Source organism: Nonlabens ulvanivorans (assembly GCF_000732625.1).
Taxonomy (GTDB): domain Bacteria; phylum Bacteroidota; class Bacteroidia; order Flavobacteriales; family Flavobacteriaceae; genus Nonlabens; species Nonlabens ulvanivorans.
Window position 1 is genome coordinate 1 of sequence record NZ_JPJI01000026.1, and the last position, 15343, is coordinate 15343.

Sequence of the window (15343 nt, forward strand, 5' to 3'; positions counted from 1 at the left end):
CAACCAATAACCAACATACAAAAGGTCTACGCGTACCGGCTAAAACGCCTCACTCGCCTTATACCTTTGCCATTGTACCTCATTTGAAAAAAAACTGAATGAAAATAATTGAAACAAAAAGACATCCGTTAAAATTCTACACAACTTTAACATTTGGCTTTCTGTTTTTATTTGCTCTAGGCTCATTTATGATTTTCATTGGTTTAAATAATGAAGTAAATGACCAATCAAAATACAAACATATAATTATGCCAATATTTGGCAGTCTAGTTTGTCTTTTAGCGATTTGGATGGTCTATTCATATTGGAAAAATTCACCAAAAATTACTATTGACAAGAATAATTTAAAAATTGGAAATGAAACATTTAGGTTAAACAGTATCAAAGATGTAATACTAACAGGCAAAATGCCTTTTCGTTTTATAATAAACTTTCCAATGGAGGGAACTGCAATTTTATTTGATGATGGTAAAGATAAAATTTTGTTCGATGATATGTATACAAATAGTTACGAAGTGAAATCTTTTCTCGAACAAGTTATTATCAACAAGCAAGAATTTAAAATAAATACACCAAAGAAAGTTAACAGTAGAGAACTTCGATTTGAAAATAAAGAAGTATTTAAAGGGAATCAGTTCACAAGTTTGAGGGGAATTTCACTTTGGGCATTAATAGGAACTTTTGCCTTCCCATTAATCATTAAAGGGACAAGTATGAAATTTGGAGCTTTAATATTCTTATGCCTTTTTGGAACTTTTTGGTTTGCTTTGCATTCTTGGTTAATGCACTATTTTGAACTAACAAAAAATTTCTTAATAATTCGAAACCACAATTTTATTTGGAAAATGAAAGTTTATGGCTTTTCTGATATAAAAGAGATTGTTTTCGAGACACAAGGTAATCAACCAAACTGTATGAGAGTTATAACAAATGATTTTAAAAATAATCTTTATCCAGCAGGAACATTAAGAGACAAAATTTGGTTGGAAATGAAAAAGAAGTTAGAAGCAAAAGGTGTGCAAGTAAGAAATGAATGTATTTACGAATAAAAAAACGAGGTACAACAAAGAACTGAGGTAAAAAACAACTCTTTTCTTCATTAATTTAAGACATTATTAATTTGGGCTCATAGAATCGATCTGTTGATTCTGGAGCCTTTATTATTTTCAATCTTCACTAGTCTTAGATTAAAAACTACCTCTATTTACTTAATAAACTGTAACTTAACAACCATTAACCAACATTAGATGGTACAGGCTTACCAGTTAAAACGCTTTACTCACCTAATACTATTGCCATTGTGCTTCATTACCAGAAACCGCTAACCCATGATAAAATTCTTTAGAAAAATTAGACAAAAACTATTAACTGAAAATAAACTCAGTAATTATTTTATTTATGCTATTGGAGAAGTTATTCTTGTTGTAATTGGTATTCTTATTGCCTTGCAATTAAATAATCTTAATGATATAAAAAAAGACAAAGGTGATGAAAAGAAATACCTTGCTAGAATACAATTAGATATTAAACAGGACTTAGCAGAATTAGAAAGGCTTTTTCAAGGGGATACTATTCAATTAGATGCTTATACTTTTTTGGGACGTTATTTGCAGTCAGATTCAATAGCCACAGACCCTATTGTATTAGTCACAAAGTCAGGTAATGCTTTTGGAATCCATTGGTTTGAAGGTAAAAATATAGTTTTTGATGACATGAAATCGTCTGGCAAAACAGGACTCATTACTTCAGATTCTTTAAGAAATAGTATTCAATATTACTACAGATTATTTGATGAAGTCATAAAAGAAGAGAGTGTACACAATAATTCAATCTTAAAATATAATGATAATATTTATCCTTTTTTCGAAACAGGTTCTGGATCAGATATTGGGATGCCGGAAAGGTGGAAAGAAAACTCGAATGAAAAATCATTTTATAAAATTTATAATTCCGTGATAAACCTAGATGAAGACCAAAAAAAAATAATTTCCGATAATTTTGGCTTGACGAAAGCTAACATTTTACTAAATCATAGAGTTCGACTGTTACTACATAAAGAGGGACTAAAGACAATTACGGCTATTGATGCTTATTTAAAACAAGAAAAATAACGAAAGCACAACACCGTATATAATTTATTGCTAGTTCTAGCCTACTTACGAAAATCCTCGCGGATTTTCTATTCAGTTTTTATTTACTAACTTAGTGACTTGATCACGCAACGAAATCATACACTAGACCGTTCTAGTCCATTGCCTGCGGCCGTAGGTTTTCGCTTTTGTAATTTATAATTACACTCTTGGGATTAGAAACTATAGAACTGCAATAACGCTGCGATAGATCAACCAGCTTTAGTAATTATAAATCACAAGTCTCCCAACCTACTCAATGTATTAGAATAGTATTAACTATCGGAAATCCTTTAAAAATTCAATAATTTTAATAATCTATTCTCTTCCAATTTTATATTGAAATTTTTTTTGGTAAGTTTTTGAAATAGGAATATACCTGTTGACAATAATAACACGATTCTTTTCAATAAAATCAATTTTAGAAATAGAAATAATAAAGGATCGATGAACTCTAATAAATTGATTTTCAGGCAAAGTCGATTCAAAATACCCCATGTTGTCTAAGGTTAATATTTTACCAGAACTAGTATTAATCTCTACATAATCATTCGAGGCCTCAAAATAGAAAATATCAGAAAAATTAATTCTCATTGTTTTATAGCCACTTTTAACAAAAATATATTCAGTACTTTTAATATTGCCTTCTTTTATTGAAACTTGAGTTTGCAATCGTTTCTTAAGCTTTTCAACACTTAATAAAAAACGGTCAAAGGATATTGGTTTCAATAAAAAATCAATAACATCCAAAGAAAAACTATCTACAGCATATTGATCATAAGCGGTTGTAAAAATAACTTGAGACTTATTATTGATTATCTTATGCAGTTGCATACCAGATAGTTCAGGCATTTGAATATCTAAAAACAATAAATCGATTGTATTATTATTCAAAAAATGAAATGCTTCGATAGGGTTGGTATAAGTTCCAACTAATATTAATTCTTTACTTTTCTCCACATAATCTGCAATTAATGCTGCCGCATGAGGTTCATCATCGATTACTAAGCATTTTATCATTCTATAGGTATTAAAAATTTGGAGGATTAAAATATAAGTTTCAACGATACATCAAAAATAGATTTGTCATTATGAATTACTAATTCACAGTTATTGCCATAAATTAACCCTAAACGTTTCTTGATATTTTTCAACCCTAAACCACCGACTTCATCTTTTTGCTTTTCGATGATGTAATTTATTACTTTAACATTCAGTTTCTTTTCTGCAATATCAATGTGAATTTTTAGAGGACATTTCATATCGCCATGTTTAAATGCATTCTCCACTATTGGTAGTAAAAGAAATGGTGGTATAAGAACTCCTGCTAGATCTCCATTTATTTTAAAATCAATATTCAAAGGGTAATCATATCTCATTTGTTCTAAATTAATATAATTATCAATAATATCAATTTCCTTCTTTAAGGGTATTTTAAATTCACTTTCATATAAACTGTAACGTAAAATTGTAGTCAATTTTTCCAATGCAGGCAGAGCTTTATTTGACTTTCTGTAAACTAAACTATAAATATTATTCAGAGTGTTGAATAAAAAATGAGGATTCAACTGTGCACGTAAAAATGCCAATTCTGTTCTCTTGTTTTCAACTAATAATCTTTGGGTTTGCATCTCATGGTATTTGCTACTTTGTATAAAGAAAAAAACTACTCCAAAACTTATATGCAAGGCTGCATAAAATAAATTTCCGAGAACATAAAGGCTCGGTGATATAGCATCATAATAGTTGTCAAAACCAAATACTTTCATGTAAAAAATTTCTTCGATAAAATAACGGATACTTACTACAAGAATAGAAACCATTATTAAACCGATTGAAACTTTTAAAAATGATTTTTTATAATAGTTATATAGCACTATATAAGCACCTAAGGCATAAAAAGAAAAAACTAAAAAACTAGAAAGTCGCAATAAATTGCCTTTTAATTCAAACCATTTTTTAAATAATTCAAAATTATCAATCTCCATGCTTGTTCTAAATTCATAAAACAAGATGTAAAACAGAAAATGATACAATAAAAGCTCTAAAATTTTTAATTTCATTATTAATCGGAATTAATCTTATACAACTGATTTATAATTATTTATAATAGGAAACAAATTAAATCAAGTTAGTCATTTTTGTATTATTTGTAAAAATTAATCTCTAAAAAGACTAATATATTCTGTCAAACAACAATTCAATTCGGTCAATTAAAGTTATTCTAGTGATCAATTTACAGAGGAAATATACTCTTCTATAGATTTCATTTTCATCAAAAGAATCCATCATCTAATTTGCTCCAATAACATAAAAATATAATATTATGAAAATGAAAGTATTTACAATCGTATCGATGATTTTTGCAATCGGAGTATGTCATTCCCAATCCAATGTTTTTATCGACCCAGACAGTATTTTGATTAAAAATGAATCACCATTAAAAGTATTACTTGTTGGGAGCTGGCATTTTGACTATCCAGGATTAGATGCGCATAAAGCTGAAAGTAAAGACAAAATAAATATTTATTCTGATGATAGACAAAAAGAATTAAACGAATTGCTAGACTATATTTCTAAATTTAAACCTACTAAAATCCTAGTTGAATCAGGAGCAAATACTGGGTATTTAAAATATAACTTCAATGAATATATGGATAAGAAAGCAAAACTTTATGCCAATGAGCGAAGCCAAATTGGTATGAGATTAGTTGACCGCTTTAAACTAGATACGATATATGGAGTTGATGCATGGTCACTACTATTAGAGCTAAATGATAAGAGAGATACACTTCAACAAATAGGATACACTGATAAAATTCTTGAAAGACATTATTTTGGAGGAGAAGACGAGATATCAAAAAAATACTCCGAATTTTATAATTACCGAAATGTTATGACTACTAAAAAAACTTTGCTCGAAAGTTTTTTATATATGAATTCAGAAAAAGTTATAAATAGAGGCTTTGGAGCTTATATCGCTGGAGGACAATTTGAGTCAGAAAACTTTGAAGGACCAGATGCTTTATCCATGTTTTGGATGAATAGAAATTTAAGGATTTTTAAAAATATTAAAGATATAGAATATGAAAAAGATGATCGAATTTTAGTGCTTTTTGGGGCTGGTCATATATCTATTTTACACTGGCTATTTAAATGTTCGCCCGAATATGAACTAGTTGATTTTGGCAAACTAGATGAACTGGATGACTAAAATAACTTTAGTAAGCAAAGAACTAACGAAAAACACAACACTTTTCTTCATTAATTTATGACATTATTAATTTGGGCTCATAGAATCGATCTGTTGATTCTGGAGCCTTTATTATTTTCAATCTTCACTAGTCTTAGATTAAAAACTACCTCTATTTACTTAATAAACTGTAACTTAACAACCATTAACCAACATTAAATGGTACAGGCTTACCAGTTAAAACGCTTTACTCACCTAATACTATTGCCATTGTGCTTTTTTACCAGAAACCGCTAACCAATGATAAAATTCTTTAGAAAAATTCGCAAAAACCTTCTCTCAGAAAATAAATTTAGCAAATACATACTGTACGCTATAGGCGAAATTGTACTTGTCATTATTGGTATTCTTATCGCGCTTCATATAAATAATAAAAACGAAGAGCGAAAAACCGAAAATAAGATTGTTTCAATTTTAAAAGAAGTACAACATGATTTAGGATTAGATATTCAAAAATCGGACGAGCTAATTGCCTATTATAAAACAAAAGATTCAATCATCAACCTAATACAAGCAAATAAACTTACCTATGATGACTATAAAAATGAAAACCGAAATGCTTTAAGATATGCTATCATGAATGCTTTTCATATGAAAATTCATGAAAATGGATATACTAATCTCACAGAAAATGTTGATAATGTACCAAAAAAGCTAAAAGCAGTTATTGAGCCATTAAACGAGATCTATATTTATAATAAATACGAAATAGACAAGTTCGATACTCGCGTGGACTTGATTACTGATAGAGTCATGGACGGGTTGGCTAAAAATAAAGAATGGTATTACAGATTAGATCAGCCTCAATTAGAAGATGAGATGATAGATTTTTTTCTAAATGATCCTTACTATAAAAATGATGTAGATCTATACCAAAATGCTGGCTGGACGAACTTGACAAATCATGTTACTATATTTAGAGAAAATGCAATTAATGCATACAAACAAATCAACTTACTTATTGAAAGTAATGAACCGCTTCCTGATTTTATACCACATAATTTAGTTCATCTAACAAAGGCACAACTAAATGAATATGTAGGAACTTATAAGGTTGTAAAGTTTGAAGGCTATGATGGTCCATTACCAGAATTAAACTATAAAATTCAGATACAAAACAATGACCTAGTAGGCGTTATGAATGGAGATCTTGGAGATATGGATTATTTCTATTTTAAAACGAAAGATAAGATATTTGGCCAAACTGATATTTACTTCAAAGGAGAGTTTGTAAGAGATAGTTTGAATGAAATTACATCTTTATTTGTTATGAAAAATGGAATGGAAGCTCACTTAAATAAACTTGAAACTAATTAGAACAAATTAATAACGAAAGGCTAACAAAGAACTGAGGTAACAAACAACTCTTTTCTTCAATAATTTAAGACACTATTGTTCTTGGCTCTATGTATCTATCATTTGATTCTAGAGCCTTTTTTTTCAGTTCTTTTTCTTGATTTATCGAGGCCAGATGAAAATCTGTATTTCATCATATCGCCTGGCCGATTTAGCTATAGCAATACATGATTTCAGAAACTGACCAATTCTATCAAAATATACTTGAATTTTTGATTTCATATAATTAGGATAAACTTCACTCAAAGAATTGTCTAATTCGTTTAGAAAAACTAACTAAAAACGAATAATTCACTATAGACTTAATCTTAATTAAAATCAATATACCCCATAAAAAATAGGGTTCAAATATTTAAAAACACACTTTTAAATCAATATACCCTATATAATTAATGATTTATACTTTTATAAGTCAATAAAAAGTCACAACTTCGGTTTTTTAATATAAATGGCTTAAAAATGATCGTAGGGATTCCAAAAGAGATTAAAAATAACGAAAGTAGAGTAAGTATGACACCTGCCGGAGTTTATGAAATGGTAAAAAACAACCACACCGTTTATGTGCAATCCACCGCTGGTGAAGGAAGCGGCTTTTTTGACAACGACTATAAAAAAGCCGGTGCGATCATAGTTAACACCATTGAAGAAGTATATACCATTGCAGAATTAATCGTAAAAGTAAAAGAACCTATCGAGCTAGAATATGATCTGGTGAGAGAAGGACAAGTGCTGTTTACCTATTTTCACTTTGCTTCTAGCGAGCCTCTTACGGCCGCTATGATAAAAGCCAAAGCCATTTGCATCGCTTATGAAACCGTAGAAGATCAAGAAGGCACCTTACCACTACTAACACCTATGTCTGAGGTTGCTGGTAGACTCGCCATACAACAAGGTGCAAAATATTTAGAAAAACCCGTAAAAGGAAGAGGTGTTCTATTAGGTGGTGTTCCTGGTGTTGCTCCTGGTAAGGTTCTTGTTTTAGGAGCTGGCGTGGTAGGAATTCAGGCCGCAAAAATGGCCGCAGGTCTTGGCGCACACGTCACCATCATGGATATTAATATGAAACGATTGCGCTATGTAAATGATGTAATGCCACCGCACGTCGTGACAGAATTCTCAAATGAATTCAACATCAGGAAACACATCAAGACGCACGACCTAATTATAGGTGGTGTACTTTTAAAAGGTGCCAAAGCTCCTAACCTAATCACACGTGACATGCTTAAAGAAATGCGTCCAGGTACTGTGATTGTAGATGTCGCTGTTGATCAAGGTGGTTGTGTTGAAACTACTAGACCTACCACACATGAAGATCCTATTTACATCATCGATGACGTCGTACATTACACCGTTGCAAATATGCCTGGTGCAGTACCCTATACCTCTACCGTGGCACTTACTAATGTGACCTTACCTTATGCGCTTCAACTAGCTCGTCATGGTTGGGAAAAAGCTTGCAGCCAGAATCCAAGCCTAGAAAAAGGACTTAATATCATATCTGGTAAAGTGGTCTACAACGAGATAAATGAGGCCTTTGGTTGGTCATCAAAATAGTGTTTTGTGTTCTATAAGATGATTAATATCACGCTTTCGCGAAAGCGTGATTAAAAAATCCATGATAACCAAATGATATCAAAGAGATCAAAACCAGAACTTACTGTTACCGTGACAAGTGGAAACAGATGTATTAATCACTGTTTTTATGAACCAAAACCCATAGTTCTACTTCTTCACTAGCACGCCAGTTTTGTTCTCTAGTAGTTTTATCTGAAGCAGCTTTAACCCTTTTTTTATAACATCGTTCTAATTGAAATCTGTCATGATGTGCGATCTCGTTTTCAATAGGATGATCATTAGTGACATCAGTTATTTGTGCAAGATTAGAAAATAAGATTAGTAGTTTTCCTTCTACAGCCAGTCGTTCTTTTGCAGCAGCAAAAAATTCTGAGAATAACTCTTCTGGGTAATACATCGCCTTATCGGTCCTATCGTTTTCTGAAGAAATGGGTAACCACGGTGGATTAAATACTATTAATTCTGTCTGTTTATCCCATTTACCAAATAATGGTGCATGATCCAGCTCTATCTTTCTAGAAAGCTTTGTATCGCCCATAAATTCATTAAGACCTATAATAGCATTAGGATTGATATCTGTCCCATATACTTTTTGAAAACCATGACCTACTAATTGAAAAGAAAGCGCACCACTACCTACACCTATGTCTATAGCTGCTTTTTTAGGACCTTCATATCGCTTTAACCAGTTATCAAAAACGGTTAAATGATCAAATCTAGTCGGGAAATAAACACCATAGTAAGGATGTATCTTATTTCTTAAGGTAGGTACCGATATTCCATTTTGATACCACTGCCAGGAACTATTTAATCCTTGAACTTGTGGAAACGTAAGTAAAAAATTAGTGTTACCGGTATACAGTTTTTCAAGCCAGCCTATAGCAGGTGCTTTTTTTACATCGATTTTATAATTGATGATTTCTAGAAGAATGAGATTAGACAGCTTGTGATAAGCAGCACGATACTCACGTTGTTCTTGAAATGTTTTATGGGGCATCTTACTTTTAAGATACTGCTGTAGTTCTTTAAGTAGTAGAACTCCATTGCTATAATAATCTGCAATAAGAACTGGTTTACCAGCTTCTAGCGCTTGAATGGTTTTCTTAATTTCTGCAGAAAGATTAAAAACTTCTAATCGTTTACCTGTTACAAATGGTGCAGGCTTATGGGCATTGATTTCTGTATTCATCAATTTGCGTTGTGAAGAACGAGTTGCAAATTAATGAGAAGAGCAAAGCGCGTGATTATATAACACTGTAAGTATAGTTACTTACCAGCAATCAGGCATTAAGTGTTTGCTAGAGTTCATTAGACTATCGTGACCGTATATGGCACTACAATAGGATTGTATTAATGAATAAATAATTATAAAGTAAAGGTACTTTTTAAAAAACAAAAAAAGCCTCGCACAAGGCGAAGCTTTTTAATATCGTTAAAATTCTAAGAAGATTACTTCTTGAATTTTGCATATTTAGTTTTGAACTTGTCAATACGACCAGCCGTATCTAAAAGTTTAGTCTCACCAGTATAGAAAGGATGAGAAGTACGAGAGATTTCCAATTTAATAAGTGGATACTCGTTACCTTCAAACTCAATCGTTTCCTTAGTAGGAGCTGTCGATTTAGTTAAAAATATTTGTTCGTTAGACATGTCTTTAAAAGCTACTAGTCTATAATCTTCTGGGTGAATTCCTTTTTGCATGATCTTAATCTTATTCTTTTGCGGCTGCAAATTTAATCATTATAATTAAATCTACAAATAGATTGCTTAAATATATCTGTGCAATTTATAGCTTTCGGGCGTAATGCAAACCATTATATTTGTATTTCTTAAAAAAAAGAACATTTTGGATCAAATAGTAAAGAAAAACGCTTTCATAGTAGGCCTTATCGGTGCGGTGGCAAATCTAGCTTTAGTCATTTATATATGGCAAATTCAAGCATTTAGCAGTGTAGGCTTAGGTATTGCCATGATGATATTACCTATTCCCTTTGGAATTGCCGCACAATGGTGGAGCAAGTCCAGCCTCAACAGTTATCTATCCTTAAAGCAAGGTGTCCTCGCTTTTTTCTTGTGTATGCTTGTTATTTTTCTGGTAGATTTTATCGCAAACTATCTTATTTATGTACAAATAGATCCAGGTGCACAAGCCATAGCCGAAAAAGCTACGGAAGAGTTTGCTCAGAAAAATGAAAATGCTCTCGCAAATCAAGATGTTTTTAAAAAACCTGTTTATAGTCTAGGCAGCTACTTTACTGGCTTTATTTCTAAACTATTGTTTTACACTATTTTTGGAATCTTATCAGCTTTAATTTTCAGAAAAGAAGCGCCACAACAGGCTTAGTTGTCATATTTATATAGAATCTCTTGCATGAATTTATCCATTGTCATACCGCTGTTAAATGAGGAAGAATCTCTTCCAGAATTACACGCTTGGATCCTACGCGTTATGGAGACCATGGACATCAGCTATGAGATCATTTTTATAGATGATGGTAGTACAGATGGCAGTTGGGATGTTTTGGATACGCTTTCGCGTAAGCATGAAACCACACATACCATAAAGTTTTTGAGTAATTATGGGAAATCACAAGCCTTGCATGCCGGTTTTCATAAGGCACAAGGCGAAGTCGTAATTACTATGGATGCAGACTTGCAAGACAGTCCAGATGAGATTCCGGAATTATACCACATGATTGCTGATCAACATCATGACCTAGTAAGCGGCTGGAAGAAAAAAAGGTATGATAGCGTTATTGCAAAAAATTTACCTAGTAAACTATTCAACTGGGCAGCACGTAAAACCAGCGGCGTACAATTAAATGATTTTAACTGTGGTTTAAAAGCATATAAAGCAACGGTTATTAAAAATATAGATGTTCATGGCGAGATGCATCGTTATATACCTGTGCTGGCCAAAAATGCTGGTTTTAGCGACATCGCTCAAAAAGAAGTGATCCATCAAGCTAGAAAATATGGAACGACTAAATTTGGTTATGAACGCTTCATTAATGGGTTTTTGGATTTGATTACCATTGCTTTTATATCAAAATACGGTAAACGACCTATGCATCTTTTCGGCGCACTAGGTGTTATTATGTTTATGCTAGGTTTTATAACCGCTGGTTATGTAGGGTTTTCAAAACTTTATAAAATGGCAAATGATATTCCTTATGGATTAGTAACCGATAATCCGTGGTTCTTTATTGCACTCACCACTATGCTATTGGGCGTTTTATTCTTTATTGCTGGTTTTCTAGGAGAATTAATTCTTAGAAATGGGAACCAAGTGAACCGTTACCGCATTGAAAAAGAAGTTTAAAATTTAGGAAGTAACCCCATTAAGGTACCTAGATTTTTCAAGAACAGATAAAATTGGACTGCACGGTATTGCGGTACACGCAAATCAGACCTGCCTACGACCTACTATTTTCTGTTATCTTTGTATTTCATTCATACGTCATAAAAATGGATAAAGAAGCTATTCTTAAAAATGCTCAATCATGGACTAAAGCTCCATTTGATACCGATACAATTACAAAAACACTTGCTTTAATTAGCGCCAATAACGCAGATTTTCAAGAATCTTTTTATAAAGATTTAGAATTTGGAACTGGTGGTATGCGTGGTATTATGGGTGTTGGGACTAATCGTATTAATAAATATACGTTAGGGAAGAACACTCAAGGTCTTTCTCAATATTTAAAAGAGACCTTTAAAGATGAACAAATTAAAGTAGCTATCGCCTTTGATTGTCGTCATAATTCTAAAGAACTAGCACAAGTAGTGGCAGACGTTTTTAGCGCAAACGGTATACATGTATATCTTTTTGAAGACTTACGCCCTACTCCATTACTATCCTATACCGTAAAAGCCAAAGATTGCCATGCTGGTATTGTACTTACTGCTAGCCATAATCCGCCAGAGTATAATGGTTATAAAGTATACTGGCAAGATGGCGGACAATTAGTGCCACCACAAGATAAAGCTATACTAGACCTTATCGCTTCTCTTCATTTTGAAGATATTAATTTTAATGGTAATCCAGATCTCATTGAATTATTAACGCCTGAGGATGATAATGCATTCATCGTGGACAGTATTAAAGCTGGTAAAATTGCTGGCGATGTAGATCGCTCTCGATTAAAAATAGTTTTTACGAGTTTACACGGTACGAGTATTACATTAATTCCAGAGACGCTAAAAAGAGCTGGTTTTACAGACTTGCACGTCGTTAAAGAACAAGCGATTCCAGACGGTAATTTCCCAACGGTAGCTTCTCCTAATCCAGAAGAACCAGAAGCTCTTAAAATGGCTGTAGAACTGGCAGATAAAATCCATGCAGACATTGTCATAGGAACAGATCCAGACAGCGATCGTCTAGGTGTTGCTGTACGAGATAATGATGGTAAAATGGTCTTGCTTAATGGTAATCAAACCATGATTGCCATGACAGACTTTCTTTTACAACAATCAGATTTAAAAAACGCGACGCAACCATTCATAGGATCTACCATTGTATCAACACCTATGATGCATGATCTAGCAATGGATTATCAAGTGGAATGCAAAGAAGGATTGACTGGATTTAAGTGGATCGCAAAGATGATTAAAGACCATCCACAACAAGACTTTATCGGTGGTGGCGAGGAAAGCTTTGGCTACATGGTTGGTGACTTTGTACGTGATAAGGATGCGGTTACTGCGGCATTGTTAGCTTGTGAGATGTACGCTTACGCGAAAGCGAACTCATCCACAACCTATCAAGAACTATTAAAACTTTACGTAAAACACGGCTGTTATCAAGAAAGACTTGTGTCTCTAGTTAAAAAAGGAATCTCGGGTGCTCAAGAAATCAAACAAATGATGATCGACCTGCGAGAAAACACACCAAAACAAATTGCAGGACAAGATGTCATTATAGTAGAAGACTATGCTGCGAGTACTAGAATAAACAAGGATTTAAATAAAACAGAAACACTAGAAGTTCCTAAATCTAACGTTTTAATCTTTTATCTAGCAGATGGCTCAAAGATTGCAGCGAGACCTAGTGGAACTGAACCTAAAATTAAGTTCTATATCAGTGTGAAAGCACCGCTAGATGATGTTGCTAATTATCCAACTGTGCAAGAACAACTTAACAAAAAAATTAACGGCATTCTAGCCGATTTTGATATTTAATTAATGAATTATTTCAAAGAGATTCTTGGGTATGCTAAGCCTTATAAAAAATGGGCGGTACTCAATATCATAAGTAATGTACTCTTTGCATTTTTTAGTACGTTATCATTTGTTTCCCTAATGCCTGTATTACAGGTGCTATTTCAAGAAACTGAAGAAGTTTATAACAAACCTGTCTGGACTGATTTTACAAAAACAAAAGAGTTTGTAGAAGGCTATGTCAATTACTACGTATCTGAAGTTGCAAAAAATGATCAAGAACAAGCGTTAATCTTAATGATTGTCTTAGTAATCAGTTTGTTCTTTTTAAAGAATGTATTTGGTTATTTAGGAATGTATTTCTTGACTTTTTTCAGGACTGGAATTATGAAGGATTTACGTGATGATTTATATAAGAAAATAGTAAATCTTCCTGTTTCTTATTTTTCTGAAAAACGTAAAGGTGATGTGATTTCTCGTGCCACCACAGATGTGATTGAGATTCAAAGTAGTTTTCTATCCATACTGGAGTTAATCGTTAAAGAACCGCTCAATATTATTTTTGCACTTGCCGCTATGTTGATGTTTAGCGTTAAACTGACTTTATTTGTATTAGTGTTTATTCCCATTAGTGGTTATATCATATCGCTTATAGGTAAACGATTAAAAAGTAAATCAGAACGTGTACAAAAGGAACAAGGTGCTGTTCTTTCTCAACTAGAAGAAACTCTAGGTGGACTTAAAGTCATTAAAGGTTTTAATGCAGAAGAACGCATGCAAGATAGCTTTGAGAAAACCACAAGCAGATTCCGTAGGTTTACCAACAGTCTTGATAAACGTAAAAGTTTTGCCAGCCCAGTAAGTGAAGTTTTAGGTATTGCCGTCATAGGTGTTTTATTATGGTTTGGTGGACGCATGGTTTTAGTAGATGGCACTATCGCTGGATCTACCTTTATTACTTTTATGGGATTAGCATATGCCATTCTTACACCAGCGAAAGCACTTTCTAAAGCTAGTTATGGTGTGAAAAAAGGTAACGCTGCAGCAGAACGTGTTCTTCAAATTTTACATACTGAAAACACCATCGTTGACCCAACTAACCCAATAACTATTGATTGTTTTAAGCAAGGCATTGACATCAATAATGTCACCTTTGCTTATGAAGACGAAAACGTATTAAAGAACTTCTCTCTTCATATACCCAAAGGAAAGAGTGTTGCCTTAGTAGGTCAAAGTGGTTCTGGTAAAAGTACTATCGCAAATCTACTTACTCGATTCTATGACGTGCAAGAAGGAACCATTTCTATGGATGGTCACGATATAAAAGATTTAAGTCTTAAAAGCTTACGTGATCAAATGGCACTGGTAACACAAGATTCTATCTTATTTAATGATACGATTGCTGTTAACGTTGCTCTAGCCAATAAAAACGCTAGTGATGAAGAAATCATTAACGCTCTTAAAATTGCAAACGCTTGGGAATTTGTAAAAGACCTTCCTGATGGGATCCATACTAACATAGGCGATAGTGGTGGAAAACTAAGTGGTGGACAAAAGCAAAGACTTTCAATCGCTAGAGCAGTGCTTAAAAACGCTCCTATCCTAGTACTTGATGAAGCGACAAGCGCACTGGATACAGAAAGTGAACGTCTGGTGCAAGATGCTCTTGAAAAAGTAATGAAAAACAGAACCTCTATTGTGATTGCGCACAGACTTTCTACCATTCAAAATGCTGACAACATTGTAGTTATGAATAAAGGAGAAATTGCAGAGCAAGGAACACATGCCGAATTGATTGAAATGAAAGGCTTGTATAACGGGCTAGTAGGCATGCAGAGTTTATAAAATTTTTAGACACTAATACTTGATC

At 32.9% G+C, this 15343-nt stretch carries 13 protein-coding genes; 9 read left to right on the top strand and 4 right to left on the bottom strand.

Features of this window, described 5'->3' with window-relative positions:
- Nucleotides 1-98 precede the first annotated feature (98 nt).
- Nucleotides 99-1049: a hypothetical protein gene (locus IL45_RS03825; protein WP_036580567.1), complete on the top strand. Its 951-nt coding sequence runs from the start codon at nucleotides 99-101 to the stop codon at nucleotides 1047-1049.
- A 279-nt stretch (nucleotides 1050-1328) separates the two neighbouring features.
- Entirely contained in the window at nucleotides 1329-2111 is a 783-nt protein-coding gene (locus IL45_RS14690; RefSeq protein ID WP_051788633.1) for a DUF6090 family protein, read from the top strand.
- A gap of 336 nt (nucleotides 2112-2447) precedes the next feature.
- Here the strand turns inward: IL45_RS14690 and IL45_RS03835 are convergent, their stop codons facing one another.
- Both IL45_RS03835 and IL45_RS03840 read right to left on the bottom strand, forming a co-directional pair.
- Entirely contained in the window at nucleotides 2448-3149 is a 702-nt protein-coding gene (locus IL45_RS03835) for a LytR/AlgR family response regulator transcription factor (protein WP_036580570.1), read from the bottom strand.
- A gap of 26 nt (nucleotides 3150-3175) precedes the next feature.
- On the bottom strand, nucleotides 3176-4192 hold the full coding sequence (locus IL45_RS03840) for a sensor histidine kinase (RefSeq protein ID WP_081866525.1): 1017 nt from the start codon (nucleotides 4190-4192) through the stop codon (nucleotides 3176-3178).
- Nucleotides 4193-4455: 263 nt separating this feature from the next.
- On the opposite strand from IL45_RS03840, the gene IL45_RS03845 reads away from it, so the two are divergent.
- The 3 genes from IL45_RS03845 to ald all read left to right on the top strand — a co-directional run bounded on the left by IL45_RS03845 (nucleotide 4456) and on the right by ald (nucleotide 8292).
- Nucleotides 4456-5343 (top strand): DUF5694 domain-containing protein, encoded by an 888-nt coding sequence (locus tag IL45_RS03845; RefSeq protein WP_051788635.1) that lies wholly within the window; start codon nucleotides 4456-4458, stop codon nucleotides 5341-5343.
- Nucleotides 5344-5622: 279 nt separating this feature from the next.
- The gene (locus IL45_RS14695; RefSeq protein WP_051788636.1) at nucleotides 5623-6699 is read left to right on the top strand and encodes a DUF6090 family protein; all 1077 of its coding nucleotides are present in this window, start codon (nucleotides 5623-5625) and stop codon (nucleotides 6697-6699) included.
- Between the two features lie 498 nt (nucleotides 6700-7197).
- A complete protein-coding gene (ald, locus tag IL45_RS03855) occupies nucleotides 7198-8292 on the top strand; it encodes an alanine dehydrogenase (RefSeq protein WP_036580572.1) in 1095 nt (364 codons plus the stop codon).
- 133 nt (nucleotides 8293-8425) lie between these two features.
- On the opposite strand, the gene IL45_RS03860 is transcribed toward ald, so the two are convergent.
- Together IL45_RS03860 and IL45_RS03865 are read right to left on the bottom strand one after the other, a co-directional pair.
- The gene (locus IL45_RS03860; RefSeq protein WP_036580575.1) at nucleotides 8426-9502 is read right to left on the bottom strand and encodes a methyltransferase; all 1077 of its coding nucleotides are present in this window, start codon (nucleotides 9500-9502) and stop codon (nucleotides 8426-8428) included.
- A gap of 260 nt (nucleotides 9503-9762) precedes the next feature.
- Nucleotides 9763-10014, bottom strand: a complete 252-nt coding sequence (locus IL45_RS03865; RefSeq protein WP_036580578.1) for a type B 50S ribosomal protein L31 — start codon at nucleotides 10012-10014, stop codon at nucleotides 9763-9765.
- Between the two features lie 145 nt (nucleotides 10015-10159).
- On the opposite strand from IL45_RS03865, the gene IL45_RS03870 reads away from it, so the two are divergent.
- From IL45_RS03870 to IL45_RS03885, 4 genes are all read left to right on the top strand, one after another.
- Nucleotides 10160-10657: a DUF4199 domain-containing protein gene (locus IL45_RS03870; protein ID WP_160165383.1), complete on the top strand. Its 498-nt coding sequence runs from the start codon at nucleotides 10160-10162 to the stop codon at nucleotides 10655-10657.
- Nucleotides 10658-10684: 27 nt separating this feature from the next.
- On the top strand, nucleotides 10685-11635 hold the full coding sequence (locus IL45_RS03875) for a glycosyltransferase family 2 protein (protein WP_036580582.1): 951 nt from the start codon (nucleotides 10685-10687) through the stop codon (nucleotides 11633-11635).
- A gap of 146 nt (nucleotides 11636-11781) precedes the next feature.
- Entirely contained in the window at nucleotides 11782-13494 is a 1713-nt protein-coding gene (locus tag IL45_RS03880) for a phospho-sugar mutase (protein WP_036580584.1), read from the top strand.
- A gap of 3 nt (nucleotides 13495-13497) precedes the next feature.
- The gene (locus tag IL45_RS03885) at nucleotides 13498-15318 is read left to right on the top strand and encodes an ABC transporter ATP-binding protein (protein WP_036580587.1); all 1821 of its coding nucleotides are present in this window, start codon (nucleotides 13498-13500) and stop codon (nucleotides 15316-15318) included.
- Nucleotides 15319-15343: the final 25 nt, after the last annotated feature.

What these genes read in the sequence shown, in the direction of transcription:
- IL45_RS03825 (WP_036580567.1), top strand. Translation starts at nt 99, where the DNA reads ATGAAAATAATTGAAACAAAAAGACATCCGTTAAAATTCTACACAACT.
- IL45_RS14690 (WP_051788633.1), top strand. Translation starts at nt 1,329, where the DNA reads ATGATAAAATTCTTTAGAAAAATTAGACAAAAACTATTAACTGAAAAT.
- IL45_RS03835 (WP_036580570.1), bottom strand. Translation starts at nt 3,149, where the DNA reads ATGATAAAATGCTTAGTAATCGATGATGAACCTCATGCGGCAGCATTA.
- IL45_RS03840 (WP_081866525.1), bottom strand. Translation starts at nt 4,192, where the DNA reads ATGAAATTAAAAATTTTAGAGCTTTTATTGTATCATTTTCTGTTTTAC.
- IL45_RS03845 (WP_051788635.1), top strand. Translation starts at nt 4,456, where the DNA reads ATGAAAATGAAAGTATTTACAATCGTATCGATGATTTTTGCAATCGGA.
- IL45_RS14695 (WP_051788636.1), top strand. Translation starts at nt 5,623, where the DNA reads ATGATAAAATTCTTTAGAAAAATTCGCAAAAACCTTCTCTCAGAAAAT.
- ald (WP_036580572.1), top strand. Translation starts at nt 7,198, where the DNA reads ATGATCGTAGGGATTCCAAAAGAGATTAAAAATAACGAAAGTAGAGTA.
- IL45_RS03860 (WP_036580575.1), bottom strand. Translation starts at nt 9,502, where the DNA reads ATGAATACAGAAATCAATGCCCATAAGCCTGCACCATTTGTAACAGGT.
- IL45_RS03865 (WP_036580578.1), bottom strand. Translation starts at nt 10,014, where the DNA reads ATGCAAAAAGGAATTCACCCAGAAGATTATAGACTAGTAGCTTTTAAA.
- IL45_RS03875 (WP_036580582.1), top strand. Translation starts at nt 10,685, where the DNA reads ATGAATTTATCCATTGTCATACCGCTGTTAAATGAGGAAGAATCTCTT.
- IL45_RS03880 (WP_036580584.1), top strand. Translation starts at nt 11,782, where the DNA reads ATGGATAAAGAAGCTATTCTTAAAAATGCTCAATCATGGACTAAAGCT.
- IL45_RS03885 (WP_036580587.1), top strand. Translation starts at nt 13,498, where the DNA reads ATGAATTATTTCAAAGAGATTCTTGGGTATGCTAAGCCTTATAAAAAA.